This window comes from Streptomyces sp. NPDC040718 (assembly GCF_055593565.1).
Genome location: NZ_JBVIXO010000003.1, coordinates 284468 through 309992, shown reverse-complemented (window position 1 = coordinate 309992; position 25525 = coordinate 284468). Strand labels below are relative to the sequence as shown.

Genomic DNA, 25525 nt, shown 5'->3' with positions numbered 1-25525 from the left:
CCCGCACGTGTGACGAGGGCCCGCCCGGAATCCGTTCCCGGCGGGCCCTTCGCCGTGCCGGGCAGCCCTGGCTGATCCGAAGGGCACGGCCTAGCCGAAGACCACGCAGGTGGCTGCCGGGACGGCCACCGAGCCGGCCCGGCGCGGGTGGCCGGTCAGCGGGTCCACCTCGAACCAGGTGACGTCCCCGGAGCGCTCGTTGGCCGCGTAGAGGCGGCGGCCCGAGGGGTCGGCGGCCAGGTCGCGGGGCCACCGGCCGCCGCACGCGGTCGTCCCGGTGGGCCGCGGGTCCTGGGGGCCGCCGGCGAGGGAGAAGGTCACGAGGGCGTCGGTCCCCCGGACGGCCGCCCAGAGGAAGCGGCCGTCGGGCGAGACGGTGACCGCCGAGGGGTACGCCCGCGGGCCGTCCGGAGCGGCCCCGGAGGCGACCGGGACCTCGCCCGTGACTTCGAGGCGCCCGGCGGCCGCGTTCCAGCGGCAGACGGTCAGCTGCGGCTCCAGCTCGTGCAGTACGTAGACCACCTCGCCCGCCGGGTGGAAGGCGAGGTGGCGCGGCCCGGTCCCGGCGCGCAGGGCGGCCCTCGCGTGCTCCAGTGGAGCTCCGGTGGCCGGGTCGAGCGCGAGGACGCGTACGGCGTCGCCGCCGAGGTCCACGGTGAGCACCCAGCGGCCGGTGGGGTCGGGGAGCACCTGGTGGGCGTGCGGGGCGGTCTGGCGCTCGGGGTGGGGGCCGGAGCCGCTGTGGGTGAGGACGGAGGCGGGGCCTGCGACGCTGCCGTCGGGGGCGAGCGGCAGGCTGCTGACGCTGCCGGAGCCGTAGTTGGCGGTGAGCAGCCGGCGTCCGTTCAGGCTGAGGTGGGTGGGTCCCGAGCCGTCGACGGGAACGGGGGCGCCGAGCGGGGCGAGCCCCGAGGCGGTGGCGCGGAAGGCGGCCACGGCCCCCCTGCCGGTCTCGCTCACCGCGTAGAGCACGCCGGAATCCCGGTCGACGGTGAGGTACGAGGGGTCGGCCAGGGAGTCCGCGGACGAGAGCGGGGTCAGCGCTCCGGTGGCCGGATCCACGGCCGCGGTGGTGACACCGCGGCCGCCCCCCGAGGTGAACGAGCCGATGTAGGCCCGGTGTCCGCCGCCCTGGTCCGTGCTGTGCGCGCCGCCCACCGGTGCCTCTTTCCGCCGTCCCGGATCCGTCTCCGGAGCCGACGGTAACAGAAGGTCTAGACCAAGTCCCGTCCCCATGCCCGTTCCTGGGCGCCGGGGTGGTGGACGTACGCGGTAGAGCTCGGCCGGTCCTCGTAGGTCCGGTGGAAGACGGGGGTGGCGGCCCCGGAGATCGGCGGGACGATCCAGGACCAGTCCGCGCCCACCTCGCGGCCCTTGCGCTCCTCGCGCTCCAGGTGCGAGAGGAACCGCCGGGACTCGGTGTGGTGGTCGGCGATGGTGACCCCGGCCCGGTCGAAGGAGTCCAGTACCGCGCGGTTGAGCTCGACCAGCGCCCGGTCCTTCCAGAGCGAGCGTTCGCTGGAGGTGTCCAGGCCGAGTCTGCGGGCGACGGCCGGGAGGAGGTTGTAGCGGTCGGTGTCGGCGAGGTTGCGGGCGCCGATCTCGGTGCCCATGTACCAGCCGTTGAACGGGGCGGCCGGGTAGTGGATGCCGCCGATCTCCAGGCACATGTTGGAGATGGCGGGAACGGCGTGCCAGCGCAGCCCCCAGTCGCTCCAGTCGTCGCGCGCGTCGGGGTGCCGGATCGGGACCTCCAGCACGGCGTCCGCGGGGGTGTCGAACCAGCGGGGCTTGTCGTCGACGCCCTGCACGACCAGCGGGAGGAGGTCGAAGGGGGTACCGGCGCCGCCGGACCAGCCGAGCCGGCGGAGGGCCTCGGTGAGGGGTGCGTTGCGGGCGTCGCCGACCGTTATGGAGTGGTGGTCCCCGTATCCGGCGTAGCGCACCAGCTGCTCGCTCCAGATCAGCGGGCCCGGGCGGTCCGGGGTGGCGGGGGCGAAGACGGTGATGGTGGGCCGGACCCGGCCGCCGTTGGTCGCCTCGCGCAGGTGCTCGAAGCACTCGGCGGCGATGCCCTCGGCCTCGGTCAGCCCGCGCCGGTCGCGGACCCGCAGGGAGTTCCAGTAGAGCCGGCCTATGCAGCGGTTGCTGTTGCGCCAGGCCACGCGGGCGCCGTGGACCAGCTCCTGCGGGGTGTGCCGGTAGGTGCCGGTCTCCGCGAGCTCGGCCCGTACGGCGGCGAGCCGGGCACGCGGATCACCCGCCTGCGGATTCTCCCGGTGGAAGAGCCGGATGAACTCCTCGGCTTCCTCCCACACCTGAGCGGCGCTCGAGTGCTTCTGCAGAATTTCCATTCCGGGCGGTTACCCCCTGTCCGACCAGATCCACCCTGTACATGCCGGATGAATGTGCAATGAACAATCACCCGTTGTACACGGCGCAGGTCAGCCCGGCGGGGTTGGAGCACTCGGAACACCCCTCCGAGTGATCTCGGCGCATTGCCCTGCGCCGAGGCGGCCCGCGGGCCTATCATCCGCCGCATTCCGGATAGTTGTGGGCCGGGGGGCGCGAGGGGGCCGGATCAGCCGCAGGGGCGGCTCATGAACAGGGCGTGCTCGCCCGCCGCCGCCGTGCCGTCGTAGAGGGCGGTGTCCAGGCCGCAGAGCGTGAACCCCATGCGCCGGTAGGCGTGCACGGCGGGGGCGTTGACCGAGCTGACCTCCAGCCAGAGGTGTGCGGCGCCGCGTTCGCGCGCGAAGCCGGCCGCGAGCTCCATGAGGGCCCGGCCGACTCCCCGTCCCCGGTGGGTGGGGGCGACCTCGATGTCGTCGACGGCCAGGCGCCGGTTCCAGGGGGCGTAGGTGACGGCGGCGAAGCCGCACAGGGCTCCGGCGTCGAGGGCGACGAAGGTCCGGGAGTCCTCACCGGAGCCGTCGTCGCCGTCGTCCTGCCCGTCGTCCGGGTCCGGTGGGAAGACCTTGCGCAGCGGCGGGTCCACCGGGACCTCGCGGAGGGCGAAGCCGCCGCCGGAGGCGGTCACCTCGAACACGGTGGAGGTGAGGAAGGAGCCGTCGAGGGCCTCGATCGCCTCCCGGTCCCCGCGGCGTGCGGTGCGGTATTCGAGGGCCGGGGCCGGCGGGGTCGTCATGGCCCCGACCGTACCGCCCGCGCGGGGCGGGCGGTACGGCGGTTCAGGCGGTGACGACCAGCGGGGCGCGCGGGTCCGTGCGCAGCGGGGTGGCCAGCGCGACGAGGGCCTCCTCCAGGCCGTGCAGGTGGGCCAGGGCCGGTTCGGCGCCCGGCTCCCGGGCCGCGGTGCGCGGCGTGGCGGGCTCCGGGGCCCCCTCGGGGGCGGTGAGCGCCTCGACGGCCGCCTCCACCCGCCAGCAGGCGGCGGCGAGCCGGGCGTCGTGGGAGGCCTGGGGGTCGGCCGCGACGGCCACGAGCCCGCGCACCTCGCGGGCGCAGTCGTCGAGCAGCGCCATGACCTGCCGGGCCCTGGCCTTGCGGGCGCGCAGCGGGCTCAGCGGGTGGACGAGCGGCGCGAGGGCCGCGCGCGCACGGACCAGCAGGAGTTCGAGCTCGGCGGCGTGCGGGGCGGGGTCGGCCGCGGGGTCTCCGGCGAGCCGGTCGAGGGAGGCCGCGGTGGCGGCCCGTACGCAGTGCAGGGCGCGCTGGATCCAGGCGTCGTTGGCGCCGTGTGTGGTCACGGGGAGGATCAGCACCACGGCGAGGGCGGCGCCGAGGGCGCCGACGGCGGTCTCCTCGAAGCGCAGGAGCAGCAGTCCGGGGTGCAGCACGCCGAGGAGCCCGTAGAGCAGCCCTGCCATCACGGTGACGAAGAACATCATCCAGGAGTAGGAGGGCGCCGCCGTGTAGAAGATGCCGAAGACGCAGACGGCGACGAGGGCGGCGGTGGGCGCGGGCGCTCCGTGCAGCGGTACGGCGATCAGCAGGCCCGCGGCGATGCCGACGACGGTGCCCAGGACCCGGCGGAAGCCGCGGACCAGGGTCTCGCCGCGCGAGGCGGTGTTGACGAAGATCCACCAGGCGGTGCCGACGGCCCAGTACCAGCGGTCCTCGGACAGCACCTGGCCGATGGCCAGGGCGAAGGCGCAGGCGGCGGTGGCCTGGAAGGCCTGCCGGGTGGTGGGCCGGGCCAGGCCGGTGCCGGGCAGCGGCGGCGGCGCGGCGGCGGGCGGCGTGCGGCGCTCGATGGGCCACAGCAGGAACCGCACGGCCCCGGCCGACAGGAGCGCCAGGGCGACGGCGGCGAACAGCTCGGGCAGCTGGGCGGGCCGGGCGTGCAGGAACTGGGTGACGAAGAACATCATGAAGCCGAAGATGCCGAGGGCGTGGCCGCGCGGTCCCCAGCGGCGTGCGTAGACCCCGGCGAAGACGACGGCGAGGAAGGCCGCGTCGCGGGCGGGGGGCATCCCGTGCAGTCCGGTGGCCAGTGCCAGGACGGGAAAGCCCGTGGCGGGCAGCAGGGCGGTGGTGACCCACTGGGCGCGGACGTCCGCGTCGAGGACGGTGAACAGCGCGAGCAGTGCCGCGAGCCCGCCGGTGATGGAGGCGGTGAGCGAGAGCCCCGCCAGTTCGGCGACGGCGACGGCGAGCCCGGTGCCGATCACGGCGCGGAGTGAGTTCCGCAGTCTGGTGCGCCCCGGATCCGGAGCCACGAACATCCTCTTCATGGCGGTGTGCCGCCCCCCTCGGAGTGAAGCGCGCCGGCCCGGCGTCCGCCCGGGGGTGGTGGGCGGCGGACGGGCACGGCGAAGGCACCGCGCTCCGGACCGGCCTCGTTGCCGTCCGGCGCTGCGCGGCGCCGAAAGTACATGGATATGACACAGATAAGCAGTCGCAGGGGCATTGGCTCAAGCGACGTCCGTCACGCTGGACCGTTGGCACAGCCGCGAGGCATGTTTTCCGGCCACCGGGAGACCAACGGACTGGGCAGTTCCGGATCGTGTCGGGCGGCGGGCCGGCGGCGGGCTAGCCGTCGCGCGGAGCGGCGGCTGCGAGCACACGATGGAGGGGTGCGAGGCGATGCGGCGGACGTGCTCGTCGCGGGTGCGGGCCCGGTGGGTCTGACCGCGGCCGGGGAGCTGCGCAGGCGCGGGGTGGCCTGCCGGATCGTGGACCGGCTGCCGGCCCGGCTGCCGTACGCGAAGGCGGTGGGCATCCAGCCGCGCACGCTGGAGGTCTGGGACCGGATGGGCGTGGTCCGGGAGGCCGTGGAGGCGGCGGTCCCGATGCGCGGGCAGCTGGTGTACGTCGACGGCGTCCCGCGGGAGCGGATGGAGATGGTGCTGCCGCCCGAGGTGCCGTACGGGTTCGCCGCGCTCCCGCAGTACGAGACGGAGCGGATCCTGGAGGGGTTCCTGGCCCGGTTCGGGACCCGTATCGAGCGGGCCACGGAGCTGGTGTCCTTCGCGCAGGACGCCGCCGGGGTGACGTGCCGGCTCGTCGGCCCGGACGGCGAGGAGGAACTGCGCACCCGGTTCCTGGTGGGCTGCGACGGCGCCCACAGCCTGGTCCGCAAGGGGCTCGGGCTGACCTTCGAGGGCGGGGCCTTCGCCGAGGAGTTCATGCTGGCGGACGTACGGGTGGACTGGGACCTCCCGTACGGGTACGGCGTGCGGTCCACGCACCTCGGCCCCGACGGGAAGCCGGACGACCTGCTGGTGTGCGTCCCGCTGCCGGGCCCGGGCCGGTACCGCATGTCGATGCTGGTGCCGCCGGAGCTGTCCTCCCCGTCGGTCGCCGCGGACGGGACGGCTCACGGGCTGGAGGGCGGCCGGGCCCCGGCCCTGTCCCACGTCCAGGCCGTCCTGGACCGGCTGTCGCCGCGGCCCGTGACCGCGCGGGACATGCGCTGGTCCTCGGTCTTCCGGATCAGCCACCGGATCGTGGACCGGTACTCCGACGGGCGGGTCTTCGTCGCCGGGGACGCGGCCCACATCCACCCGCCCACCGGCGCCCAGGGCATGAACACCGGCATCCAGGACGCCTGGAACCTGGCCTGGAAGCTCTCCCTCGCGGTCGCCGGGGGCGCGCACCCCCGGCTGCTGGAGAGCTACGACGCCGAGCGCCGGCCGGTCGGCGAGGAGGTCGTCGGGCGTACGGTCCGGCACGCCACCCGGGGCTTCTCGGCCGATCGGGGGGACCCCGCCTCCTTCGTGCTGCGGGAGGCGCAGCTGCTCGTCGGCTACCCCGACAGCCCGGTCGTCCGGCGGGCGGAGGACGGTGCGGACGGCGGTGCGGACGGGGGGCCGCGGCCCGGCGAGCGGGCCCCGGACTGCGGGGGCCTGACCGGGGGGATCCCGCACTACCCGCTGCGGCTCTACGACCTGCTACGGGACCGCGAGCACGTGCTGCTGCTCCATACGGACGGCGCACCCGACTCGTACGTCCCCGCACTCGCCGCTGCGGCGGACGGGTTGCCCGCGGGGCGGCTCACGGCGTACGCGGTCCTCTCCGAGGGCGGGACCGCGCCCGCCGGGGCTGCGTGGCCCGTGTACCGCGACGCGCGGGGCGAGTTCGCCCGGCTGTACGGGGTGCGGGAGCCGACGGCCTTCGTGGTGCGGCCCGACGGCTACCTGGGGGCCCGGCTCTGCCCGCCCACGGCGGAGGGGCTGGCCGGTTACCTGGCGGGCGTGTTCGGCGGGCGGTGAGACGGCCGCGGCCGGGGCCGGCGGACAGAGTCCCTTCCTTTCCGTGATCACCGACGCCCTGGTCCGGGGCACCGGGGAGCCGTCGTTGCAGGTCGATCCCCCGTACGCCACGCGTATCGCCGCCTACGGGAGCGCGGCCACCCGTCCGTCGCTGCTGAGCGACCGGCGGCTCGGTGAGGCCGTGGCGTCCGCTTCCGCGCTCGGATCCGGCATCGGCGGCAGGTCCGCGGAACCGGACGTCGACGGGACGCGGGTCTTCGCCGCCGAAACGGACGTGTTCCTGCGGGAGTTGACCGCGGGCCGCCGGCCGGCCGGGGTGCTGCCGGAGGTCGTGGCGATCGTGGAACGGCACGCACGGGCCTCCGTCGTCCTGGACGGCTTCCACCGCCGGCTGCTCACGGAGAGCAAGCGGACGCCGTACCCGGCCGCCGAACTCGACCGCGCCGCGGCCGCCGGGGCGGCACGGGGCTGAGCGCGCTCCTGCGCGGGCGTCCGGCCGGACCCCGTCAGGGGCCGTCCTCGGTCGGCACGCACAGCACCGGGACGGGCGAGAGGTGCAGCAGCTTGTGCGGGGTGGAGCCCAGCAGGGCGCCCCGGATCGGGCTGTCGCCCCAGCTGCCGACGATGATCACCCGTGCGTGGTGGCGTTCGGCGGCGGCGAGCAGGGCCTGGGCCGGCCTGTCGTCCACCACCTCCACCGTCGAGGGGACGCCCGCCTCGTCGGCGGCCTCGACGGCCCGGGCGAGCGCGGCGCGGCCGGCCTGGAGGACGGCCTCGCGGTGGGCGCGGTACTCCTCCCCGGTGGCTCCGGGCGCGGCGGCTCCGTAGACGAGGACGAGGGGTTCCCCGAAGGCCGTGGCCACCTCCAGCGCCACCCGCAGGGCCCGCTCGGCGCCGGGGGACTCGTCGTAACCAAGGACCACGGACATCCGGGCCTCCTCAGCTCTTCCCGCGTACGAGGGCCGGGTCGACCACGCCCCTGCGCTCCAGCCAGAACCGGCCGTCGCGGACCCGCCAGAAGCACATCAGGAGCACGCCGAGGGCCGCGATGCCGATCCCGATGACCAGCGGCGGGCCCAGGCCGAACCAGGAGACGCCGCCCGCCGAGTTCCCGGGGTCGGACATGTCGATGACGGACTCCACCAGCAGCCACGACAGCAGGCCCGCGCCGACCAGCGGGCCCACTCCGATGAGGAAGAAGTTGTGGGCGTTCTCCAGCAGGTGGCGGCGGTAGTAGACGGCGCACGCCACGCCGGTGAGCGCGTAGTAGAAGGCGATCAGCAGGGAGAGCGCGGTGAGGGAGTCCAGGAGGGCGTTCTCGCTGATCTGGTTGACGACGAGGTACCAGGCGATGGCGATGCCGGCCACCCACCAGGTGCTCACCTCCGGGGTGTGGAACCTGTGGTGGATGTGCGCGAGGCGCGGCGGCAGGGCGTGCCGGCGGGCCATGGACAGGGCGGTGCGGGACGCCGGGATGATCGTCGTCTGGGTGGAGGCGAGGGCGGAGGTGCAGACGGCGAGGAGCACCATCCAGTCCCATCCGCCCATCACCTCGTGCGCGAGGACCGCGAAGATCGCCTCCTCCTCGCCGGCGTTCTCGGCGAGGAACTCGGTCCCGGCGTAGGCGACGATGGCGAAGCCGACGGACAGGTAGGTGACCAGCAGCACCAGGGTGGACCAGATGCCGGCCTTGCCGGGCGCGGTGGCGGAGTCCTCGACCTCCTCGGTGAGGTTGACGGCGGACTCCCAGCCCCAGTAGATGAACACGCCGAGCAGCAGTCCGCCGGTGAGCGCCGCCCCGCCCGCCCCGAAGGGGTTGAGCCAGGTCATCGAGGGATGGATCTCGTCGAGGGTGCTGGTGCCCGCGTACACCCGGTAGATGGCCACGACGGCGAAGACCAGCAGGAAGAACACCTGGGCCAGGATCAGGACGTCCTGGAGGTGGGCGGACAGTTCGGTGCCGATGACGCAGACGGCCGTCATCGCGAGGATGACGACCACCGTGAGCGTCTGGCGGACGACCTGGTTCGCGGCCCAGTCGTCGAGGCCCGCGGCGAGCAGGCCGAAGTGGACGGCGACGTCGGCGAGGGAGCCGATGACGAGGACCCCGGTCATGGTGATGGCCCAGCCGCCGAGCCAGCCCGCCCAGGGGCCCATGGCGCGGGTCACCCAGGAGAAGGTGGTGCCGCAGTCCTGGTCGACCTTGTTGAGGTAGTAGAAGGCGGCGGCGATGAGGAGCATCGGCACGAAGGAGGCCAGCATCACGCCCGGCGCGTAGATGCCGGCCAGGGCCACGATGGGGCCGATGACGGCGGCCAGGGAGTAGGCCGGCGAGGTGGAGTTCAGGCCGATGACGAGCGCGTCGAGGAATCCGATCGCGTTGGCCTGGAGGCGGTCCTCGGAGCCGGTGTCCCCGGTCGTGCTGCCCGCCCCGGCTCGGTCGCCGTCGTTCATGTACGCATCGTCACGCACGGAACGGCCGCGCGCGAGGCGGGCGGGGCGGGCCGGGTTACTCGGTGCCGGGGGTCTTGCGGGTGGTGACGTTCATCCGGTTCCAGGTGTTCACGGTGAAGACGAGCGCGATCAGGTGGGCCAGTTCCTCCTCGCCGAAGTGCCGTGCGGCCTCGTCGTAGACGGCGTCCGAGACGCCGCCGGGCAGCAGGGTGATCTCCTCGGTCAGGGCGAGGGCCGCGCGCTCCTTCTCGGTGAACAGGCTGGAGTCGTGCCAGGCGGACAGCTGGTAGATCCGCTCCTCCGACTCGCCGCCCTTGCGGGCGTCGCCGGTGTGGTAGTCGATGCAGTACGCGCAGCGGTTGATCTGAGAGGCGCGGATCTGGACCAGTTCCAGCAGGACGGGGTCCAGGCCCTTGCGGGCGGCGGCGTCGAGGGCGAGTACGGCCTTGAACACCCGGGGGGCGACGGCGGAGAAGTTCATGCGTTCGGGAACCTGAAAAGTTGTCATGTGAAGAACCTATGGGCGTGATCGACCGGACGTAGGGTTCATTTCCATGCGGAGATCTTGGGTCAATTCTGCGGAGGAGGGTCCCTCCGGCAACGGCAGCGATCTGCACCTGGACCTGAGCGGCGGGGGGAGTCTGCGCGCCCGGCTGACGCGGGCCCTGCGGGAGGCGGTGCACTCGGGGCGGCTGGCGCCGGGGACCCGGCTGCCGCCGTACCGGACGCTCGCCGCCGACCTGGGGATCGCCCGCAACACCGTCGCCGACGCGTACGCGGAGCTGGTCGAGGAGGGCTGGCTGTCGGCGCGCCAGGGGTCGGGAACACGGGTCGCGGAGCGGGCCGTCCCGCTGGAGCCCGAGAGGCCGCGCGCACCGGCCCGGCCCACGCGGCGGCGTACCGTCCACGATCTGCTGCCCAGTTCCCCGGACGCCTCCGCCTTCCCCCGTACCGCCTGGCTGGGTGCGGCCCGCCGGGCCCTGGCCGCCGCCCCGCACGACGCCTTCGGGGTGGGCGACCCGCGCGGCCGGATCGAGCTGCGGCACACCCTGACGGAGTACCTCGCGCGGGCTCGGGGCGTACGGACCTCCCCCGAACGGATCGTGCTCTGCTCCGGTTTCGCGCACGCGCTGGAACTGCTGGGCGGGGTCCTGTCGGGCCAGGTCGCCGTCGAGTCGTACGGGCTGCCGTTCCACCGGGAGGTCCTGGAGCGGGCCGGGAGGGCGACGGTGCCGCTGACCGTGGACGGCCGGGGCGCGCGGGTCGGGGAGCTGGCGGCGACGGGGGCGCGGGCCGTGCTGCTGACGCCCGCGCACCAGTTCCCGACGGGCGGGCCGCTGCACCCCGGGCGGCGGGCGGCGGTGGTGGACTGGGCGCGGGCCGGCGGCGGGCTGGTCATCGAGGACGACTACGACGGGGAGTTCCGCTACGACCGCCAGCCGGTCGGCGCCGTGCAGGGCCTGGATCCGGAGCGGATCGCGTACATCGGCTCCGTCAGCAAGAGCCTGTCGCCCGCGCTGCGGATGGGCTGGATGGTGCTGCCGGGCCGGCTGGTGGACGAGGTGCTGGAGGCGAAGGGGCCGCGCGAGATGTGGTCGGGGGTGACGGACCAGCTCACCCTGGCCGAGTTCGTCTCCTCGGGGGGCTACGACCGCCACCTGCGCCGGATGCGGCAGGTCTACCGGCGCCGCCGGGACCTGCTGGCGGCGCGGCTGGCGGCCGAGGCCCCGCACGTCCGGGTCAGCGGGGTCGCGGCCGGGCTGCACGCGGTGCTGGAGCTGCCGCCGGGCACCGAGGAGGCGGCCCTGCGCGCGGCGCGGCGGGCGGGACTGGCGCTGGACGGGCTGGGGCCCTACCTGCACCCGGACAGCGCCATGGCCCCGCGGGACGGGCTGGTGCTGGGCTACGGAACCCCGTCCGAGCACGCGTTCCCGGCGGCGCTCGACGCCCTGTGCCTGGCCCTGCCCGAAGCGCCGCCGGCGACGGGGCCGGACCCGGCCTGAGGGGTGGTCAGGGCCGGGTGTTCCAGCCCGCGATGACCGGGAGCCCGTGCTCCGTGGACAGCACGCTGACCGTGCCGGTGCGCAGCAGGAAGAGCCGGCCGTCCTGCGGGGGCAGGCCGAGGTAGCGGGCGGTCAGGACGCGCAGGAAGTGGCCGTGGGCGACGAGCACGACGTCGCCCCGGCCGTACCCCAGGGCCTCGGCGACGCGGGCGAGGACCCGGTCCGCGCGGGCGCCGACCTGGGCGGCCTGCTCTCCGGGGTGCTGCGCGTCGCCCGGCGGGACACCGTCGGTCCACAGGGACCAGTCGGGCCGGGTGCGCTGGATCTCGGCGGTGGTGACGCCCTCGTAGCCGCCGTAGTCCCATTCGTGGAGGTCGGGTTCGGGGATCCCGCCGGTGAGCCCGGCGAGTTCGGCCGTGGCGACGGCCCGGCTCAGCGGGCTGGTCAGCACCAGGGCGGGTGCGCGGTCGCGGAAGAAGGGGGCCAGCGAGAGGGCCTCGTCGGCGCCCCGCGCGGTCAGCGGCACGTCGGTCAGTCCCGTGTGGCGCCCGTTCGCGCTCCACGCCGTCTCCCCGTGCCTCACCAGTAGCAGTTCACTCATGACCGGACCCTATGGCGGTGCGCCGGTGCCCGGCATGTCGGTCCGCCGGAGCCGGGCGGGCGTGTCACTGTCGGGCGTCATGGACGTGCGTGAGTGCAGGCGGCTGACCGTCCTGCTGCTGGTGCTGACCTGGGTGACCGGGCTGATCGAGGCCGTCAGCCTGCTGGCACTGGGGCCGGTGTTCACCGCCATGCAGACCGGCAACGTGCTGGTCCTCGCCTTCGGCACGGCCCACCAGGGGGACCTGCCCGCGCTGGCGTCGGGGGTGTCGCTGCTGTCGTTCGCGGTCGGCGCGGTGTGCGCGGCCCGGCTGGAGGGGGCCGCGCAGGCCCGGGGGCGGCACTGGTTCGTGCTCGGCCTGGCGGTGGAGGCGGCGCTGATCCTGGCCGCCGCCTGCGTCGGATGGGGCGTGCCGCCCCGGTACGGGAACCCGGCCGCGCGGCACCTGATGACGGCGGCCGTCCTCGCGGTGGCGATGGGCTTCCGCAACGTCACCAGCATGCGGGTCAACCTGCCGGGAGTGCCGACCACCCTGGTCACCCGGTCGATGACCGCCTTCCTCGGCGGGTCGGCGCTGGGGCACGACAGCGCCTTCGGGTACGGGACGGGGGCGTGGGGGCGGCGCGCGTGGGCGATCGCCGCGATGTTCACGGGCGGGCTGACCGGCGCCCTGCTGGTGCGGGCCGGCTGCGCCGTGAACTGGCTGCTGCTGCCGGCGGCCGCGGTGGTGTGCGGGGTCGCCCTGGCGTACCTGCGGCAGCCGGCGCTGCGCCCCGGCACCTGCTGAAGGGGGCGCCGGGGCGCCCGGGGAGGACCTGGCGAATCGATGCGGAAACGCTGCGAGTGGATGCGCCCCGGGACTCCTCGGGAGGCTCGTCGCATGGACACCGTTCCCCCGCAGGGCTCCCGCCCGCAGGACGACGCCCCCGCCACCGACCCCGCCGTGGAGTCCGGGTTCGCCGCCGGCGACGAGGCCTGCGCGGAGGCCGTCTACCGGCGCTGGCGGCCCATGGTGCACGCCCTGGCCCTGCGCGCCCTGGGCGATCCGCGCGAGGCCGAGGACGTCACCCAGCAGGTGTTCCTCGCCGCCTGGCGCGGCCGCGCCGGGTACCGGCCGGGGCCCGGCGGGATCGGGGCGTGGCTGACCGGCATCACCCGGCACAAGGTGGCCGACGCGCGGGAGGCCCGGGGGCGGCTGGCCCGGGTGGCGCGGGCCGCGGCACAGCGCGCCGGGGAGCCGCGGGAGGGGGCGCAGGGGCCGCCGCCGGATCAGGCCCTGGACCGGGTGCTGGTCCTCGGGGAGCTGGCCCGGCTGCCCGCGGCCCAGCGGCGGGTGCTGTGCCTGGCCTTCTACGCCGATCTGAGCCAGAGCCAGATCGCGGAGCACACCGGGCTCCCGCTGGGCACCGTCAAGAGCCATATGCGGCGGGCCCTGCGCGCCCTGCGGCGGTCGCTGGAGCCTGCCCCGCCACCAGTTCCGCGATGACGCCGAGCCCGGACCGCAGCCCGAACAGCCGCCCGGTGCGCGGCCCCTGGGACTCCGGGCCCCAGCCGGGTCCGGCGAGCAGGAGCGCCGAGTGGCCGCGCGCGCCGCGCAGCCCCCACTCGATGCCGGCGACCGAGCGGGCCAGGGCCCGGTCCGCGGTGGTGCGGGAGTGCGCCCAGAGCACGGCGGCACGGGGACCCGTACGCCGTACCGCGTCGCACAGCGCCCCGGCGGGGAGCGCGGCCCCGAACATCCGTACCGGCACGCCCCGTTCGCCGAGGGCCGCGGCCAGGGCCTCGATGGGCAGGCTGTGCAGCTCCCCCGGCACGCACGCGAGGAGCACCGGGGGCACCCGCGCCTGGTCCGGCACGGGGCGGATCCGGTGCAGGGCGGCGGAGACCTGCCAGGACAGCAGGTGCTCCACCTCGATGTAACGCTCCCCCGCCGAGGCCCACTTGCGGCCGACCGCGTGCAGGGTGGGCGCGATGACCTCCTCCCACGCCGCGACCAGGCCGTGTTCCGCCAGGGCGGCCTCCAGCAGTTCCGCCACCGCCGGCGCGTCCAGTCGTACGGCGGCCCGTGCGAGCCCCCGCCCCTCCGGCCGCGCCTCCCCGAGCGGGAGGGCATCCGGCCCGCCCGGCACCACGGCCGCCGCCCTCCCGTCCGCGCGGGCGGCGGGTGCTGCGCCGAGCGCGACCCGGGCCGCCTCGGACGGGGGAACGCCCCGGGCGGTGAGCCGGCACATCTCCTCCAGGCGGGCGACGTCCCGGGGCGTCCAGCGGCGGTGCCGGCCGTCCTCGCGGTGGGCCGGGCCGATGGCGTAGCGGCGCTCCCAGGAGCGCAGCGTGGTCGGGGAGACCCCGAGGCGGCGGGCGACGGCGCCGGTGCTCAGGGCGGGTTCGGGGTCCATCGGCCTACGGTACGCCGCCCGGTGCGGTACCGGGCCGCGCCTGGCGGAAGCGGTCGAGGGCGTCGGCGAGTTCCACCAGCGGCGGCGGGTAGTCGTACCGGGCCCGCTCGGCCTCGGGCAGCCGCCAGGGTTCGTGGACGCGGGGCGCGGGCAGTGCGGCCAGCTCGGGCACCCAGCGGTGGACGTAGCGGCCCTCGGGGTCGTACTTGACGCCCTGCCGGACGGGGTTGAGGACCCGGTTGGGGCGGGTGTCGGTGCCGGTTCCGGCGACCCACTGCCAGTTGAGCTGGTTGTTGGCGACGTCACCGTCGACGAGGAGGTCGAGGAAGTGGCGGGCCCCGGCGCGCCAGTCCACGTAGAGGCTCTTGGCGAGGAAGCTCGCGACGAGCAGGCGGCCCCGGTTGTGGATCCAGCCCTCGTGGCGCAGCTGGCGCATGGCGGCGTCGACGACCGGGTAGCCGGTGCGGCCGTCCTTCCATGCCTGGAGCTCCTCCTCGGCGGCGGGGCCGGTGCGCCAGTGGTCGTGGCGGGTGCGGTAGTCCTCGGCGGCGGCGCCGGGGCGGGCGGCGAGGACCTGGTGGTGGAAGTCGCGCCAGCACAGCTGCCGGACGAAGGCCTCGGCTCCGGCGCCGCCCGCCGCGGTGGAGCGCTGGACGGCCTCGGCGGGCGAGAGGGTGCCGAAGTGGAGGTGCGGGGAGAGCCGGGAGGTGGCGTCGGCGGCGAGGTCGTCGTGGGTGTCCTCGTAGCGGGTGATGCCGGAGCGCAGCCAGTTCGTCAGCAGCCGCCGGGCCTCGCGTTCGCCGCCGCGCGCGAGGCCGGGGGAGGTTCCGGTGACGGCCGCGCGGCGGGGCAGTTCCTCGGAGCCGATGTCCTCGGGGACGCGTACGCGGCGCGGGGCTGCGGCCACGGCCCGCTGGGGCAGTTCCGTCCAGCGGCGCAGGTAGGGGGTGAAGACGGAGAAGTGGTCGGCGCCCGAGCCGGTGGGCAGGACCGCTCCGGGGGCGACCGCCGTGACCACCGTGTCGTGGGTGTAGAGCCGGCGGCCCTGCGCCTCCAGGGCCTCGCGCAGCCGTTCCTCGCGGGCCTGGGCGTAGCCGCTGACGCCCGCGGCCATGTGCACCTCGTCGGCGTCCGCCTCGTGGACGAGGGCGCAGACCTCGGCGACGGCGTCCCCGGAGCGCAGCACGAGGCGGCCGCCGCGTTCGCGCAGGCCCGCGTCGAGGTCGGCGAGGCAGTCGGCGAGGAAGGCCAGCCGGTTGGGCGCGGCGAAGCCGGAGTCCTGTATGGCCCGGTCGCGGACGAAGAGCGGGACGATCCGGTCGCAGGAGGAGAGGGCGGCTCGCAGCGGCGGATGGTCGTGCAGGCGCAGGTCGGAGGTGTACAGGACCACTGCGGTGTTCATGCGCTCGGCTCCGGGTAGGGGCTGGGGGCGGCGGCTGCCACCCTGTTCTTCGGCGCCGGGGGCGTGATCGGATGCGGTGGCTTCCCGGCGGCGGGACGATCCGGGCCATTGGTACAGTCCTGACATGGCGGTGGACGAGCTCGACACCCGGATCCTGCGCCTGCTGATCGAGCAGCCGCGCACCAGCGTCCGCGAGTACGCCCGGATCCTCGGCGTGGCCCGCGGCACCCTCCAGGCCCGGCTGGACCGGCTGGAGCGCACCGGGGTGATCACCGGTTCGGGTCCGGTCCTCTCCCCCGCCGCGCTGGGGCATCCGGTGCTGGCGTTCGTGCACATCGAGGTCACCCAGGGGCACCTGGACGAGGTCGGGGACGCGCTGGCGACCGTGCCCGAGATCGTCGAGGCCTTCTCGATCACCGGCGGCGGGGACCTGCTGACGCGGGTGGTGGCCCGGGATGCCGGGCATCTGGAGGACGTGATCCAGCGGCTGATCCGGCTGCCGGGCGTGGTCCGCACGCGGACGGAGGTCGCCCTGCGCGAGCGGGTCGCGCACCGCCTGCTGCCGCTGGTGGAGGCCGTGGGGCGGGCGGCGCACAAATCCTGACAGGATGGCCCGGACAGGTACACGACCGGTAGGACGGGCACAGCGGATGATCTCCGTCATATTCGATCTCGACGGCACCCTCGTGGACAGCGAGCCGAACTACTACGAGTCGGGGCGCCTCACCCTGGAGCGGCACGGCGTCCCCGATTTCACGTGGGAGCAGCACTCCCGCTTCATCGGCATCGGCACGCTGGAAACCCTGGAGGTCCTCAAGGACCGCTACGGCCTGCGTCCCCCGGTCGAGCAGCTGCTGGCGGAGCAGAACGCCGCCTACCTGGAGCTGGCCCGCACCCGCACGGAGGCCTTCCCGCGGATGCGGACCTTCGTGGAGCGGCTGCACGCGCGGGGCGTGCCGATGGCGGTGGCCTCCGGCTCCTCGCGGGCGGCGATCGACGCCGTGCTGGAGGGCACCGGGCTGGCCGCGCTGCTGACCACGGTCGTCTCCGCCGAGGAGGTCGAGCGGGGCAAGCCCGCCCCGGACGTGTTCCTGGAGGCGGCCCGCCGGCTCGGCGCCCGGCCCGCCGACTGCGTGGTGGTCGAGGACGCGGCGCCGGGGGCGCTGGCCGCGCACGCCGCCGGAATGGGCTGCCTGGCGGTCCCGTACGTGGCGGACACCGCCGGCGATCCGGCGTTCGCGGCGGCGGGGCTGCTCTTCGCGGGCGGCCAGCCGGAGTTCGACGCGGACGCCGCCGAGGAGTGGCTGTTCTCGCGCGGGGCGGCCGCCTCCGCCTGACGGCGGCGGGGGGCGTCCGGTACGGGCGCCTCCCCGGTCCCGTTCAGCGCACCACGCGCGGCAGGCGCAGGCCCAGGGCCGTCGTCACGACGATCAGGCCCAGCTGGACCAGCAGGACCACGGCGAGGGCGTCCCGCATCCCCAGCGGGGCGACCAGCGCGAGGAAGAGGCTGCCGACGGTCGCCACGCCCAGGGTCAGCGAGGACTGCTGCGTGGTGATCATGACACCGCTGCCCACCCCCGCCCGGTCCGCCGGGACGTCCGAGAGCATCAGCCGCATCAGCACCGGCTGCTGGAGGCCCTGGCCGAGGCCCGCGACGGCGACGCCCGGAGCCAGCCCGGCGATGCCGAGGTCCGGCCAGCCGTACCGGACGGCCGCCAGCACCAGGGCGATGCCGAGGGCCTGGACCAGCCCGCCGGCGGTGACGACCCGGCTGCCGAACCTGCCGGTCAGCCGCGGTCCGGCGAGGGAGGCGCCGAAGTAGCCCAGGGCCATCGGCACCAGCGCGACGCCCGCCTCCACCGGGCCCATCCGCAGGCCCTGCTGGAGGGCGACGGCCACCACGAACATGAAGCCGCTGAAGCCGACCGAGAACGGCGCCAGCATCACCAGTCCGCGCCGCAGCGACACCAGCCGCAGCAGGCTCGGCGGCACCAGCGGGGTGCGCCCGAGCCGGTCGGCGCGGCGCTCCGTCAGGTAGAAGGCCAGGGCCGCGAACGGGGACACGGCCAGCGCCGCCCAGGTCCACAGCGGCCAGCCGGCCGCCCGCCCCTCGGTCAGCGGCAGCAGCAGCGACACCAGGGTGAGGCCGAGCAGCAGCGTCCCGGGGACGTCCACGGACGCCGGCCGGTCCGAGCGGGTCTCGGGGACGGCCCGGACCGCGAGCACCAGCCCCGCCACCGCCACGGGCACGTTGACGAGGAACACCGAGCGCCAGCCCGAGCCGGCCACGTCGGCGGCGACCAGCACCCCGCCGAGGATCTGCCCGGCCACCATCGACAGGCCTCCTGTGGCCCCGTACAGGCTCATCGCGCGGGCCCGGCGCGGCCCCTGGGTGGTGGCCTGGATGGTGGCCAGCACCTGCGGAAGCATCAGCGCCGCCGCCGCGCCCTGGGCCACCCGCGCGCCGACCAGCGTCCAGGCGGTCGGGGCCAGGCCGCAGGCCAGGGAGGTCAGTCCGAAGGCCGCCATCCCGATGACGAACAGCCGCCGCCGGCCGACCGTGTCACCGATCCGCCCGCCCAGCACCAGGAGCACCGAGTACGCCACCCCGTAGCCGCCGACGACCAGTTCCAGCATGGCCGGGCCGGCGTCGAGGTCGGCGTCGATGGCGGGCAGCGCCACGTTGACGATGAAGAAGTCGATCAGTGGGAGGGCCGCGCCCAGCAGTACGGTGAACAGCCCGAGCGGGGTGAGGACGGCGGGCGCCGCGGCCGCGGCCCCGGCGGGGGCCGGGACGGACGCGGACGCGGGGACGGACGGGGACGGGTGGGTCGTGCGTACGGTTGTTTCACTCACGGAAGGAACGATCCACCGCGGCTCAGCCTGGTACCAGAGTCTCCTCATCCTGGTACCAGGAGTACCTGGCAACGGGATGGGCGGTGCCGCATCCTGGTGTCATGACCACCGTTGCCCCGGAGAGCGACCTCCGCCGCCACGAGCTCGCCGACTTCCTCCGCAGCCGCCGTGAGCGGATCACACCCGAGCAGGTCGGGCTGGTCCGGGGCCCGCGCCGGCGCACTCCCGGCCTGCGCCGCGAGGAGGTCGCGCAGCTCTCCGCCGTCGGCGTCACCTGGTACACCTGGCTGGAACAGGCACGCGAGATCCAGGTGTCGCCCCAGGTGCTGGACGCGCTGGCGCGGGCCCTGCTGCTGGACACCAGCGAGCGGGCGCACCTGTTCGCGCTGGCGGGCGGCACCGACCCGGCGCCGAACACCAGCTGCCCCAGCGTCACCCCGGCCCTGCGGGCCATGCTCGACCAGCTGGACCCGATCCCGGCGTGCGTGCAGAACAGCCGGTACGACATCCGCGCCTACAACAGGACGTACGGGCGCCTGCTGTGCGATCTGGACGCCCTGCCCCCCGAAGACCGCAATTGCGTGTGGCTGGCGTTCACCAACGCGGACTGGCGGGCCTCCCTCGTCGACATGCCGGAGGGGAACCGGCTGCTCGCGGCCAAGTTCCGGGCCTCGATGGCCGGGCACCTGGCGGAGCCCGCCTGGAAGACGCTGCTGGCCCGGCTGGAGGCGGCCTCGCCGGAGTTCCGGGAGATCTGGGCCCGGCACGAGGTGGTCGCGGCGGGCGGCAACACCAAGTACATCCGCAACGCCCACGTGGGGCTGCTGCGCCTGGAGCACACCAGCCTGTGGCTGGGACCGGCGTCGGGCGCGCGGCTGACGACCTTCGTCCCGCTGGACGAGGAGTCCCGCCGGGGCCTGGAGCGGCTCCGGGCCCTGGCCCCCGTCGCGGCCTGACCGGCGCCGGGCCCGCGGCCGGTCAGGAACTCCGGTCCGCCAGCGCCGCGCCGATCGTCCCGCCGCACTCACGGGCCGTCAGGTAGGGCCGTACGTCGTGCGCCCTGGCCCCGTTGTGGACCGGCACGTCCCGCACCCGGTCCCCGAACAGCGGCGCCAGCCCCTTGGCCAGCGCGACGAGGTCGCCCCGGTCGGCGATGTTCACCCACTGCCGCACGGGCGCGGGCCAGCGGCCGCGCCCCGCGTGCGGGGGCGGCACGAGCCGGTCGAACACCAGGTTCCGCACCCCGAGCGGCGACCCCAGGGTCACCAGCACCAGGTCCGGCCGGTCGGGGCCCGCGCACAGGGCCTCGTACGCGACGACCGAGCCGAGCGAGTGCGCGACGACCACCCGGGTGCGGTCGGTCAGGGTCCGCCCGAACCGCTCGCGGGCCGCGGCCCGCGTCCGCGGCTCGGTGAAGTAGCGCCGCACCTGCCGGGCCGCGCCGATCATCAGCCGCTCCCCCGCCCCGGCGAAGAACGCCGAGTGGCCGAGCGCGTCCAGCGCCCGCTGCACCGGGTACGGGGTCCGCAGCCGGGCCCGGTCCTGCGGCCCGGGCAGCCGGGGGTCGATCCGGGCGGCGTACTCCCACCACTGGAGCAGGAGTTCCTCTTCGATGCCCTCCTCCACGTCGGAGGCGTCCAGCTCGGGCGTCCCGACGCCGCGGTGGCCGGCCTGGCGGAAGAGGTCCCCGTAGAAGGCCATCGCGACCTCGTCCCGCGCCGGCTTCACCCCGCCCGCGAGGACGATCCCGTCGCAGAGCGCGGGGTACCACTCGGCGAGCAGCGACTCGGGGCCCACCACCTCCTGTGCGATGCCGTGCACGAACACGATCCGGCTCACGGCCGCACCTCCGCCAGGGTGAGGGCGACGACGCCCATGTCGGTCGCCACGCAGATGTGGCCTTCGCGGTCGATGGAGAAGCCGTTGATGGTGCTGCCGACGTTGATCTCGGAGGTCCAGGTGAAGGTGTTCATACGGCCGACGCGCAGCAGCCCGTGCCGGTCGGCGGCCGCCAGGACGGGCACGCCCTGGACCTCTGCGCTGCGGATCACGCTGACGCCCGAGGGGAACGGGGGGAACTCCCCCACCGTGCCGCGGTCGACGCCGATGCGACGGACGTGGACCCGGCCGTCGCCGGACCCGACGACCGCGAGCTCGGCGCCGTCGGACCGCAGCAGTTCCAGGGCGGTCGCGCCGCGCGCGTACCCGGTCATCGCCTCGCCCAGAGGTCGGCCCGTTCCCAGGTCCCACAGCCGGACGGTGCCGTCGTACGAGGCGCTCGCGAGGGTGTGTACGCCGCCGGCGACGAGGTCGCGCATGGCCGTCACCCGGGAGGTGTGCCCCTCCATCGGGCCGTAGAGCGCGGTCCCGGTACGCAGGTCCCATGCCTCCAGCGCGCGGTCCCTGTCGGCCAGCACGACGATCGGCCGCGCTCCGCACAGCACCGCGTGGGTGACGTGCACCGAGCCCGGTCGCTTCACCAGGCGCCGACGGGACACGAGGTCCCACACCTCGACCGATTCCCATCCGCAGCGCACCACCACGGGCCGTCCGTCCACGCGGAGGGTGGACGCGTGGCGGAGGTCTCCGTCGTGCGTGAGCTGCGGTGCCACCTGGCTGCCGTCCGCCAGATCGTGCTGGCGGATGGATCCGGCACCGCTGCTTCCCGTCACGACCAGGGGTCGGCCGTCCTGTCCCTCGATGATGTCGGCGAACGCCAGCCCCTTGCTGCTACCGCCCAGGGGTTCACCGACCGGGTGCATTCCCCCCACGTCCCAGACCGCGACCTCCGCGAAACCGACGGTGAGGAGGACGACCGTGCCGTCCACCCGGCCGAAGACCGGAGGGGAGTAGGTATTCACCGGCCCCAGGAGCCAGTCCGGTTCGGGAGGCGGACCGGACGGCTCGTGCCGCTCGGCCCGCCAGACGCTGACCTGCTGGCCGCCGCTGCTGATCGCCACCACGGTTTCGGCGCCCAGCCGTCCCAGCGTCGCACCGTAGACCTCGCCGTTCCGCCCGGGGAACGGGCCGGCGACCAGGTCCCCGCCGACGATCTCGAGTATCTGGATGCTGTGGGCCTCCGCTCCCGCGAGCACGACCGCCCGCCCGTGCAGGAAGGCCACCCCTTCTACCGAAGCGTCAGGGGAGAGGTCCTTCACGGCCCGGTGTCCCACCAGACGGGCACGGAGCTCCCCGCCTTCGTTCGTCACCCGCCACAGGTACGTGTGGGCCAGGGCGGTCGCCGCGGCGATCTCCAGCGCGCCGCCCTCACACCGTACGGCCAGGTGGGCGACGTCGCCCACGTGGCCGGCCAGCGGAACACCGAGGCCGGTTCCCGACTCCGCGTCCCAGATCCGGACGGTCCCGTCCCCGCTTCCGCTGACCAGGACGTGCCTGCCCGCCAGTTCACCGAACACCGCGCACGTGACGGCGTTCGTGTGACCGGCCAGCTCGGTGCCCTCGACGTGGCCTCCCTTGCGGTGCCACAACCAGACCGTGGTGTCCGATCCGCCGGTCGCCACGGCCAGCCGGCCCTGGATCACGGTGGCCGCCACCGCCGACACGCCCCCGCTGTGCCCCTCCAGGGCGGCTCCCACCTGCTCGCGGGTGCGCAGGTCCCACACCCGGGCCGTGCCGTCGGCACTTCCCGTGACGACCAACGGGCGGCCGGCGACCTCGCAGAAGGCGGCGGCGGACACCGGCCTGGTGTGGCCCGTGTCCGGCCTGTCGGCCGCCAGGTCCCAGATCCGGGCGGTGTGGTCCGCCCCCACCGTGACGGCGAGGGCCGTCTCGCCCCGGGCCACGAGGGCCACGGCGTTCGTGGCTTCCAAGTGGCCCCGCATCGGCTGGCCGAGTTGGCGGAGCGTGCGCAGGTCCCAGAGCCGGGCGGCCTTCAGAGCATTGGTGAGCACGACCGGACGGCCCGCGAACTCGCCCGTCACCACGGAGAGCACGCCGTAGAGCGACTCGTCGGTGTGCGCCGCGACCGGCTCGCCGACCTGACGGCGGTCGGCGAGGTCCCAGCAACTGAGAATGCCACTCGAGTCGCCCACCAGCGCGAGCGACCGCCCGTCGAGCTCGGCCGCACACACCGTCCACACGGATCCGGCGGGACCGATCAGCGGATTGCCGTCGAGGTGCGCGTCCCGTCCGTCCAGCACACCGTCGAGGTCCCATACGTGGACGGCCTTGTCGTCACCGCCTGTCAGGGCGATCGGACAGCCGTCGAGCGTGCCGAGGGCCACTCCACGGACCGACCGGCGGTGTGCGACGAGCTCGGCGCCCAGTTGCCGGCGGTCCACGAGGTCCCACAGGCGTGCGGTACCGTCCGCGCTCCCGGTCAGAGCCACCGGTCGGCCGTGGACCTCGCCGACGGCGATCGACAGGATCCGGTTCGTGTGGCCCGTCAGGGCCTCACCGTACTCCTGACCGGCAGAGAGGTCCCAGACCCGGACGGTGCCGTCGTCCCCGCCGGTCAGCGCGACGCTGTAGTCGCCGAGTTCACCGATCGCCAGGGCGTTGACGGTGATCCCGACGGGGAGCGGTTCACCGATCTGGCGCTGGGTCGTGAGGTCCCACACGCGGGCCGTGCAGTCCTCGCTGCCGGTGACCGCGATGGGACGGCCGTCCAGCGTGCCCACTGCGACGCAGCCCACGGGTCGGGTGTGGCCGCCCAGCAGGCGATGCGCTCCGCTGGTGGACCACCAGGCCCAGGCGGTCGACCACGGCCGCGCCACGGCGAGTTCGTCCACCCGGTCGGCGAGGCGGTCGGCCCTGCAGCGGCGGGCCGACAACTGGAGGTCGGCGGCCCGGTCGCCGAGCGGGGTTTCGGGGGTGAGCCGGTGCGCGATCTGTTCGTACGCGCCGCGCACTCCGGGGACGCCCTCGCCCTCCATCGCGGCGAACGCCCGCAGCAGCGTGAGCGGTTCACTGGCCAGCAGGAACCCGGGGTCCTCCATGAGATCGACCAGCCGCCCCGCCGCGACGGCGTGGGTGGCGAGGTGCTGTCTCACGTAGGGGAGTGCGGCGAACCAGTCCGGCCGGCCCGGTGCGGCCCGCGGCACGAGCCGCGTCAGGGCGTCGACGACCGAGTACTGGATCTCTCGCGCGCTGTGGGCGGCCGTCGCGCGCAAGTGCTCCGCGAGGGCCTTGTGGTAAAGCCGGTAGGCCGAGCGGCGGTCGTCGTCGGTGACCTCCGCGATGTACGCGGCAGCGACGTCGAGGGTCCAGGTGACGTCCTCCTCCGAGCACGGCACCGCGGAAATGGCGGAGCTGAGCCCGGTCCACACCCGGCCGCGCGGGAGCCCCTTGCCCTCCGAGAACGCCAGCGCCAGCAGCATCCGGCGCACCCGCTGCTCGTCGGGGCCGAAGCGGGCGAGGTAGTCGTCAAAGGCGTCGCCGACCTCGCTGGGCAGGTTCTCCTCCCAGCCCGGCCGGCCGACGTCCACGGGCGCCCCGTCGGAACGCAGGGTCCGGGCCGTCATACGGGCGTACAGGTAGACCCCGGCCGCCTTCTCGGCCACTCCGCGTGCGACGGTCCAGGCCAGTGCGGGGCGGTCCCGGTATGGGGTGCGAACCTCCGCTTCCTCCGCGGCGAGCAGCACCCGGGCTACGTACGCGCTGACGTCCTCGGAGCCGGCCCGGTACTCCGGCCGGTCCAGGTCGAGGCAGGTGAACGTGGGACCGAGCGGGGTGACCAGTTCGCGCCGGGTGCCCACCAGGAGGCGTACGCCCTGGATCTCGGCCATGGGGCGCAGCAGTTCGCGGGTGATGCGGCGGGGTTCGCCGTGCCCGCCGGCGTCGGCGGCGGTGTCGGAGCCGGCCTCGTCGACGGCGTCGACGACGATGACCAGCGGGGGTCCCTGGCGGCCGCGCCGGGTGAGTTCCTGGAGGAGGGCGGCCACGCCGTCGGCCTCGGTGCCGAGGGCCGAGGCGATCCGTTCGACGATCTCCTCCAGCCGTTTGTGGCGGGCGTGGACGGCGGCGGTCACGCAGTTCTCCGGCACCACGGTCCTCGGGTCGGCGTCGCCGAGGTCGAGGCGGGCCCGGTAGGCGGGGTCGGAGAGGGCGACGATCCGGCCGAGGACGGCGGACTTGCCGCAGCCGGGGACTCCGGTGACGACACGGCCGCGTCCGTCGCCGTGCTCCGCGGTCAGCCAGGCGGCGAGGTCGGCGAGCACGTTGACCCGGCCGCTGAAGTAGAGGCCCTGTTCGGACTCGAACTCCACCCCGCGCGAGCGCGGGCCGAAGTGTTCGGCGAGCTCCCTGGCGGCGACGCGCCCCTGGACCTCCAGGTCGGTGCCGGCCGGGGGTAACTCCTCCCGGTAACCGGAGTTGACGAGGAACGGGGCGAGGCCGGTGACCAGGGCGCTGGCCAGTTCGGCGCGCTGGCCCCGGCCCGCGAGGTCGAAGCGCTCGTTGACGGCCTTCACCAGCTCGGTGAGGTCGAGGTACTGCTGGCGCTGTCCGGTCCGCCCGGTCGTGGTCTCGATCGCCGCGCCCAGTACGGAGACGAAGGCCCCGTCGAGGGCGATCTCCTTGCGCCGGGCGGAGGCGAGGAACCAGAGGCCCGCGGAGGCGTCGGCGGCCGCTCCCCGGTAGATGATCGTCTGGAGGGCGGCGGCGGAGGCCTCGGCGGTGCCCGCTCCGGCCGAGCAGGTGTCGAGGATCAGCAGGAGGTGGCGGAGCCCGCCCTTGCAGAGGATGCGTACGAGGTCCTCCGTGGCCAGGGCGGTGGCCGCGAGGTCGGTGTCGCGGGTGTCCCAGCAGAGCAGGTAGTGCCGGTCGCGCTCCTCGACGGCGCCGTGGCCCGCGAAGTAGACGACCACGACGTCGTCGTCCGAGAGCCCGGTGTCGGCGGACCAGTGGCTCAGCTTCTGGCGGAGCTGTTCGGCGCCGTCGTACTCGCCCAGTCCGGAGAGGGCCCGCTCGTAGCCGAAGCCTTCGAAGAGCTGTGCCATGGCGGCTACGTCCGGGGGGACCGAGTCGAGCTGCTCCTCTTGGGGGAGGTTGCAGTACCTGCCGGTGCCCATGCCGATGAAGAAGCGCCGCCCCACCGAGCCCCCAAGAGTGCAAGCCGTCGTCCCCTGTGACGCAGCCGACTCTAGCGACGCTCCACCGCGCGGCGCAGGGCTTCG

General features: G+C 74.9%; 21 protein-coding genes. 8 read left to right on the top strand and 13 right to left on the bottom strand.

Annotated features, from left to right (window positions below; translation table 11 throughout):
* Positions 1 to 90: 90 nt before the first annotated feature.
* The 4 genes from ACZ597_RS10110 to ACZ597_RS10095 form a co-directional block, all read right to left on the bottom strand.
* The gene (locus tag ACZ597_RS10110) at positions 91 to 1158 is read right to left on the bottom strand and encodes a lactonase family protein (RefSeq protein WP_471327495.1); all 1068 of its coding nucleotides are present in this window, start codon (positions 1156 to 1158) and stop codon (positions 91 to 93) included.
* Positions 1159 to 1214: 56 nt separating this feature from the next.
* Positions 1215 to 2354, bottom strand: a complete 1140-nt coding sequence (locus ACZ597_RS10105; RefSeq protein WP_471327493.1) for a nitric oxide synthase oxygenase — start codon at positions 2352 to 2354, stop codon at positions 1215 to 1217.
* A 227-nt stretch (positions 2355 to 2581) separates the two neighbouring features.
* On the bottom strand, positions 2582 to 3148 hold the full coding sequence (locus ACZ597_RS10100; protein ID WP_471327490.1) for a GNAT family N-acetyltransferase: 567 nt from the start codon (positions 3146 to 3148) through the stop codon (positions 2582 to 2584).
* A gap of 43 nt (positions 3149 to 3191) precedes the next feature.
* Positions 3192 to 4697: an FUSC family protein gene (locus tag ACZ597_RS10095; protein ID WP_471327487.1), complete on the bottom strand. Its 1506-nt coding sequence runs from the start codon at positions 4695 to 4697 to the stop codon at positions 3192 to 3194.
* A 342-nt stretch (positions 4698 to 5039) separates the two neighbouring features.
* On the opposite strand from ACZ597_RS10095, the gene ACZ597_RS10090 reads away from it, so the two are divergent.
* Positions 5040 to 6677: an FAD-dependent monooxygenase gene (locus ACZ597_RS10090; protein WP_471327486.1), complete on the top strand. Its 1638-nt coding sequence runs from the start codon at positions 5040 to 5042 to the stop codon at positions 6675 to 6677.
* 43 nt (positions 6678 to 6720) lie between these two features.
* On the top strand, positions 6721 to 7149 hold the full coding sequence (locus tag ACZ597_RS10085) for a hypothetical protein (protein ID WP_471327485.1): 429 nt from the start codon (positions 6721 to 6723) through the stop codon (positions 7147 to 7149).
* 34 nt (positions 7150 to 7183) lie between these two features.
* Here ACZ597_RS10085 and ACZ597_RS10080 read toward each other — a convergent pair whose 3' ends face one another.
* From ACZ597_RS10080 to ACZ597_RS10070, 3 genes are read right to left on the bottom strand one after another with little or no spacing between them, the layout of a single operon-like run.
* On the bottom strand, positions 7184 to 7606 hold the full coding sequence (locus tag ACZ597_RS10080; RefSeq protein ID WP_471327483.1) for a universal stress protein: 423 nt from the start codon (positions 7604 to 7606) through the stop codon (positions 7184 to 7186).
* A gap of 10 nt (positions 7607 to 7616) precedes the next feature.
* Complete coding sequence (locus ACZ597_RS10075) at positions 7617 to 9131, bottom strand: APC family permease (protein ID WP_471327480.1); 1515 nt, start codon at positions 9129 to 9131, stop codon at positions 7617 to 7619.
* Positions 9132 to 9186: 55 nt separating this feature from the next.
* Entirely contained in the window at positions 9187 to 9639 is a 453-nt protein-coding gene (locus ACZ597_RS10070; RefSeq protein WP_007262599.1) for a carboxymuconolactone decarboxylase family protein, read from the bottom strand.
* Positions 9640 to 9685: 46 nt separating this feature from the next.
* Between ACZ597_RS10070 and pdxR the strand changes: the two genes are divergently transcribed.
* On the top strand, positions 9686 to 11134 hold the full coding sequence (gene pdxR, locus ACZ597_RS10065; protein WP_471327478.1) for a MocR-like pyridoxine biosynthesis transcription factor PdxR: 1449 nt from the start codon (positions 9686 to 9688) through the stop codon (positions 11132 to 11134).
* 7 nt (positions 11135 to 11141) lie between these two features.
* Here the strand turns inward: pdxR and ACZ597_RS10060 are convergent, their stop codons facing one another.
* Positions 11142 to 11735: a histidine phosphatase family protein gene (locus ACZ597_RS10060; RefSeq protein ID WP_471327475.1), complete on the bottom strand. Its 594-nt coding sequence runs from the start codon at positions 11733 to 11735 to the stop codon at positions 11142 to 11144.
* Here ACZ597_RS10060 and ACZ597_RS10055 point away from each other — a divergent pair.
* Together ACZ597_RS10055 and ACZ597_RS10050 are read left to right on the top strand one after the other, a co-directional pair.
* Positions 11734 to 12522, top strand: a complete 789-nt coding sequence (locus tag ACZ597_RS10055) for a YoaK family protein (RefSeq protein ID WP_471327472.1) — start codon at positions 11734 to 11736, stop codon at positions 12520 to 12522. The two genes, ACZ597_RS10060 and ACZ597_RS10055, sit on opposite strands and share 2 nt — an antisense overlap.
* 93 nt (positions 12523 to 12615) lie before the next feature.
* Entirely contained in the window at positions 12616 to 13221 is a 606-nt protein-coding gene (locus ACZ597_RS10050) for an RNA polymerase sigma factor (protein ID WP_471327470.1), read from the top strand.
* On the opposite strand, the gene ACZ597_RS10045 is transcribed toward ACZ597_RS10050, so the two are convergent.
* Together ACZ597_RS10045 and ACZ597_RS10040 are read right to left on the bottom strand one after the other, a co-directional pair.
* The gene (locus tag ACZ597_RS10045) at positions 13145 to 14131 is read right to left on the bottom strand and encodes a MerR family transcriptional regulator (protein ID WP_471327469.1); all 987 of its coding nucleotides are present in this window, start codon (positions 14129 to 14131) and stop codon (positions 13145 to 13147) included. The genes ACZ597_RS10050 and ACZ597_RS10045 overlap by 77 nt on opposite strands.
* Before the next feature lie 4 nt (positions 14132 to 14135).
* On the bottom strand, positions 14136 to 15533 hold the full coding sequence (locus tag ACZ597_RS10040) for a cryptochrome/photolyase family protein (protein ID WP_471327466.1): 1398 nt from the start codon (positions 15531 to 15533) through the stop codon (positions 14136 to 14138).
* A gap of 124 nt (positions 15534 to 15657) precedes the next feature.
* Here ACZ597_RS10040 and ACZ597_RS10035 point away from each other — a divergent pair, with 124 nt between their 5' ends.
* The gene (locus ACZ597_RS10035; RefSeq protein WP_471327463.1) at positions 15658 to 16137 is read left to right on the top strand and encodes an Lrp/AsnC family transcriptional regulator; all 480 of its coding nucleotides are present in this window, start codon (positions 15658 to 15660) and stop codon (positions 16135 to 16137) included.
* Positions 16138 to 16183: 46 nt separating this feature from the next.
* Complete coding sequence (locus tag ACZ597_RS10030; RefSeq protein WP_471327460.1) at positions 16184 to 16870, top strand: HAD family hydrolase; 687 nt, start codon at positions 16184 to 16186, stop codon at positions 16868 to 16870.
* A gap of 43 nt (positions 16871 to 16913) precedes the next feature.
* Here the strand turns inward: ACZ597_RS10030 and ACZ597_RS10025 are convergent, their stop codons facing one another.
* Positions 16914 to 18389, bottom strand: a complete 1476-nt coding sequence (locus ACZ597_RS10025) for an MFS transporter (RefSeq protein ID WP_471327458.1) — start codon at positions 18387 to 18389, stop codon at positions 16914 to 16916.
* A gap of 101 nt (positions 18390 to 18490) precedes the next feature.
* Here ACZ597_RS10025 and ACZ597_RS10020 point away from each other — a divergent pair, with 101 nt between their 5' ends.
* Positions 18491 to 19345, top strand: coding sequence for a helix-turn-helix transcriptional regulator (locus ACZ597_RS10020; protein WP_471327455.1), 855 nt, complete (start codon positions 18491 to 18493; stop codon positions 19343 to 19345).
* 22 nt (positions 19346 to 19367) lie between these two features.
* On the opposite strand, the gene ACZ597_RS10015 is transcribed toward ACZ597_RS10020, so the two are convergent.
* Both ACZ597_RS10015 and ACZ597_RS10010 read right to left on the bottom strand, forming a co-directional pair.
* Entirely contained in the window at positions 19368 to 20228 is an 861-nt protein-coding gene (locus ACZ597_RS10015) for a hypothetical protein (protein ID WP_471327453.1), read from the bottom strand.
* Positions 20225 to 25420, bottom strand: a complete 5196-nt coding sequence (locus ACZ597_RS10010; RefSeq protein WP_471327451.1) for a caspase family protein — start codon at positions 25418 to 25420, stop codon at positions 20225 to 20227. Before ACZ597_RS10010 ends, ACZ597_RS10015 begins: the two co-directional genes overlap by 4 nt.
* Positions 25421 to 25525: the final 105 nt, after the last annotated feature.

What these genes read in the sequence shown, in the direction of transcription:
- ACZ597_RS10105 (WP_471327493.1), bottom strand. Translation starts at nt 2,354, where the DNA reads ATGGAAATTCTGCAGAAGCACTCGAGCGCCGCTCAGGTGTGGGAGGAA.
- ACZ597_RS10100 (WP_471327490.1), bottom strand. Translation starts at nt 3,148, where the DNA reads ATGACGACCCCGCCGGCCCCGGCCCTCGAATACCGCACCGCACGCCGC.
- ACZ597_RS10095 (WP_471327487.1), bottom strand. Translation starts at nt 4,697, where the DNA reads ATGAAGAGGATGTTCGTGGCTCCGGATCCGGGGCGCACCAGACTGCGG.
- ACZ597_RS10080 (WP_471327483.1), bottom strand. Translation starts at nt 7,606, where the DNA reads ATGTCCGTGGTCCTTGGTTACGACGAGTCCCCCGGCGCCGAGCGGGCC.
- ACZ597_RS10075 (WP_471327480.1), bottom strand. Translation starts at nt 9,131, where the DNA reads ATGAACGACGGCGACCGAGCCGGGGCGGGCAGCACGACCGGGGACACC.
- ACZ597_RS10070 (WP_007262599.1), bottom strand. Translation starts at nt 9,639, where the DNA reads ATGACAACTTTTCAGGTTCCCGAACGCATGAACTTCTCCGCCGTCGCC.
- pdxR (WP_471327478.1), top strand. Translation starts at nt 9,686, where the DNA reads ATGCGGAGATCTTGGGTCAATTCTGCGGAGGAGGGTCCCTCCGGCAAC.
- ACZ597_RS10055 (WP_471327472.1), top strand. Translation starts at nt 11,734, where the DNA reads ATGACCGGACCCTATGGCGGTGCGCCGGTGCCCGGCATGTCGGTCCGC.
- ACZ597_RS10060 (WP_471327475.1), bottom strand. Translation starts at nt 11,735, where the DNA reads ATGAGTGAACTGCTACTGGTGAGGCACGGGGAGACGGCGTGGAGCGCG.
- ACZ597_RS10050 (WP_471327470.1), top strand. Translation starts at nt 12,616, where the DNA reads ATGGACACCGTTCCCCCGCAGGGCTCCCGCCCGCAGGACGACGCCCCC.
- ACZ597_RS10045 (WP_471327469.1), bottom strand. Translation starts at nt 14,131, where the DNA reads ATGGACCCCGAACCCGCCCTGAGCACCGGCGCCGTCGCCCGCCGCCTC.
- ACZ597_RS10040 (WP_471327466.1), bottom strand. Translation starts at nt 15,533, where the DNA reads ATGAACACCGCAGTGGTCCTGTACACCTCCGACCTGCGCCTGCACGAC.
- ACZ597_RS10035 (WP_471327463.1), top strand. Translation starts at nt 15,658, where the DNA reads ATGGCGGTGGACGAGCTCGACACCCGGATCCTGCGCCTGCTGATCGAG.
- ACZ597_RS10030 (WP_471327460.1), top strand. Translation starts at nt 16,184, where the DNA reads ATGATCTCCGTCATATTCGATCTCGACGGCACCCTCGTGGACAGCGAG.
- ACZ597_RS10020 (WP_471327455.1), top strand. Translation starts at nt 18,491, where the DNA reads ATGACCACCGTTGCCCCGGAGAGCGACCTCCGCCGCCACGAGCTCGCC.
- ACZ597_RS10010 (WP_471327451.1), bottom strand. Translation starts at nt 25,420, where the DNA reads ATGGGCACCGGCAGGTACTGCAACCTCCCCCAAGAGGAGCAGCTCGAC.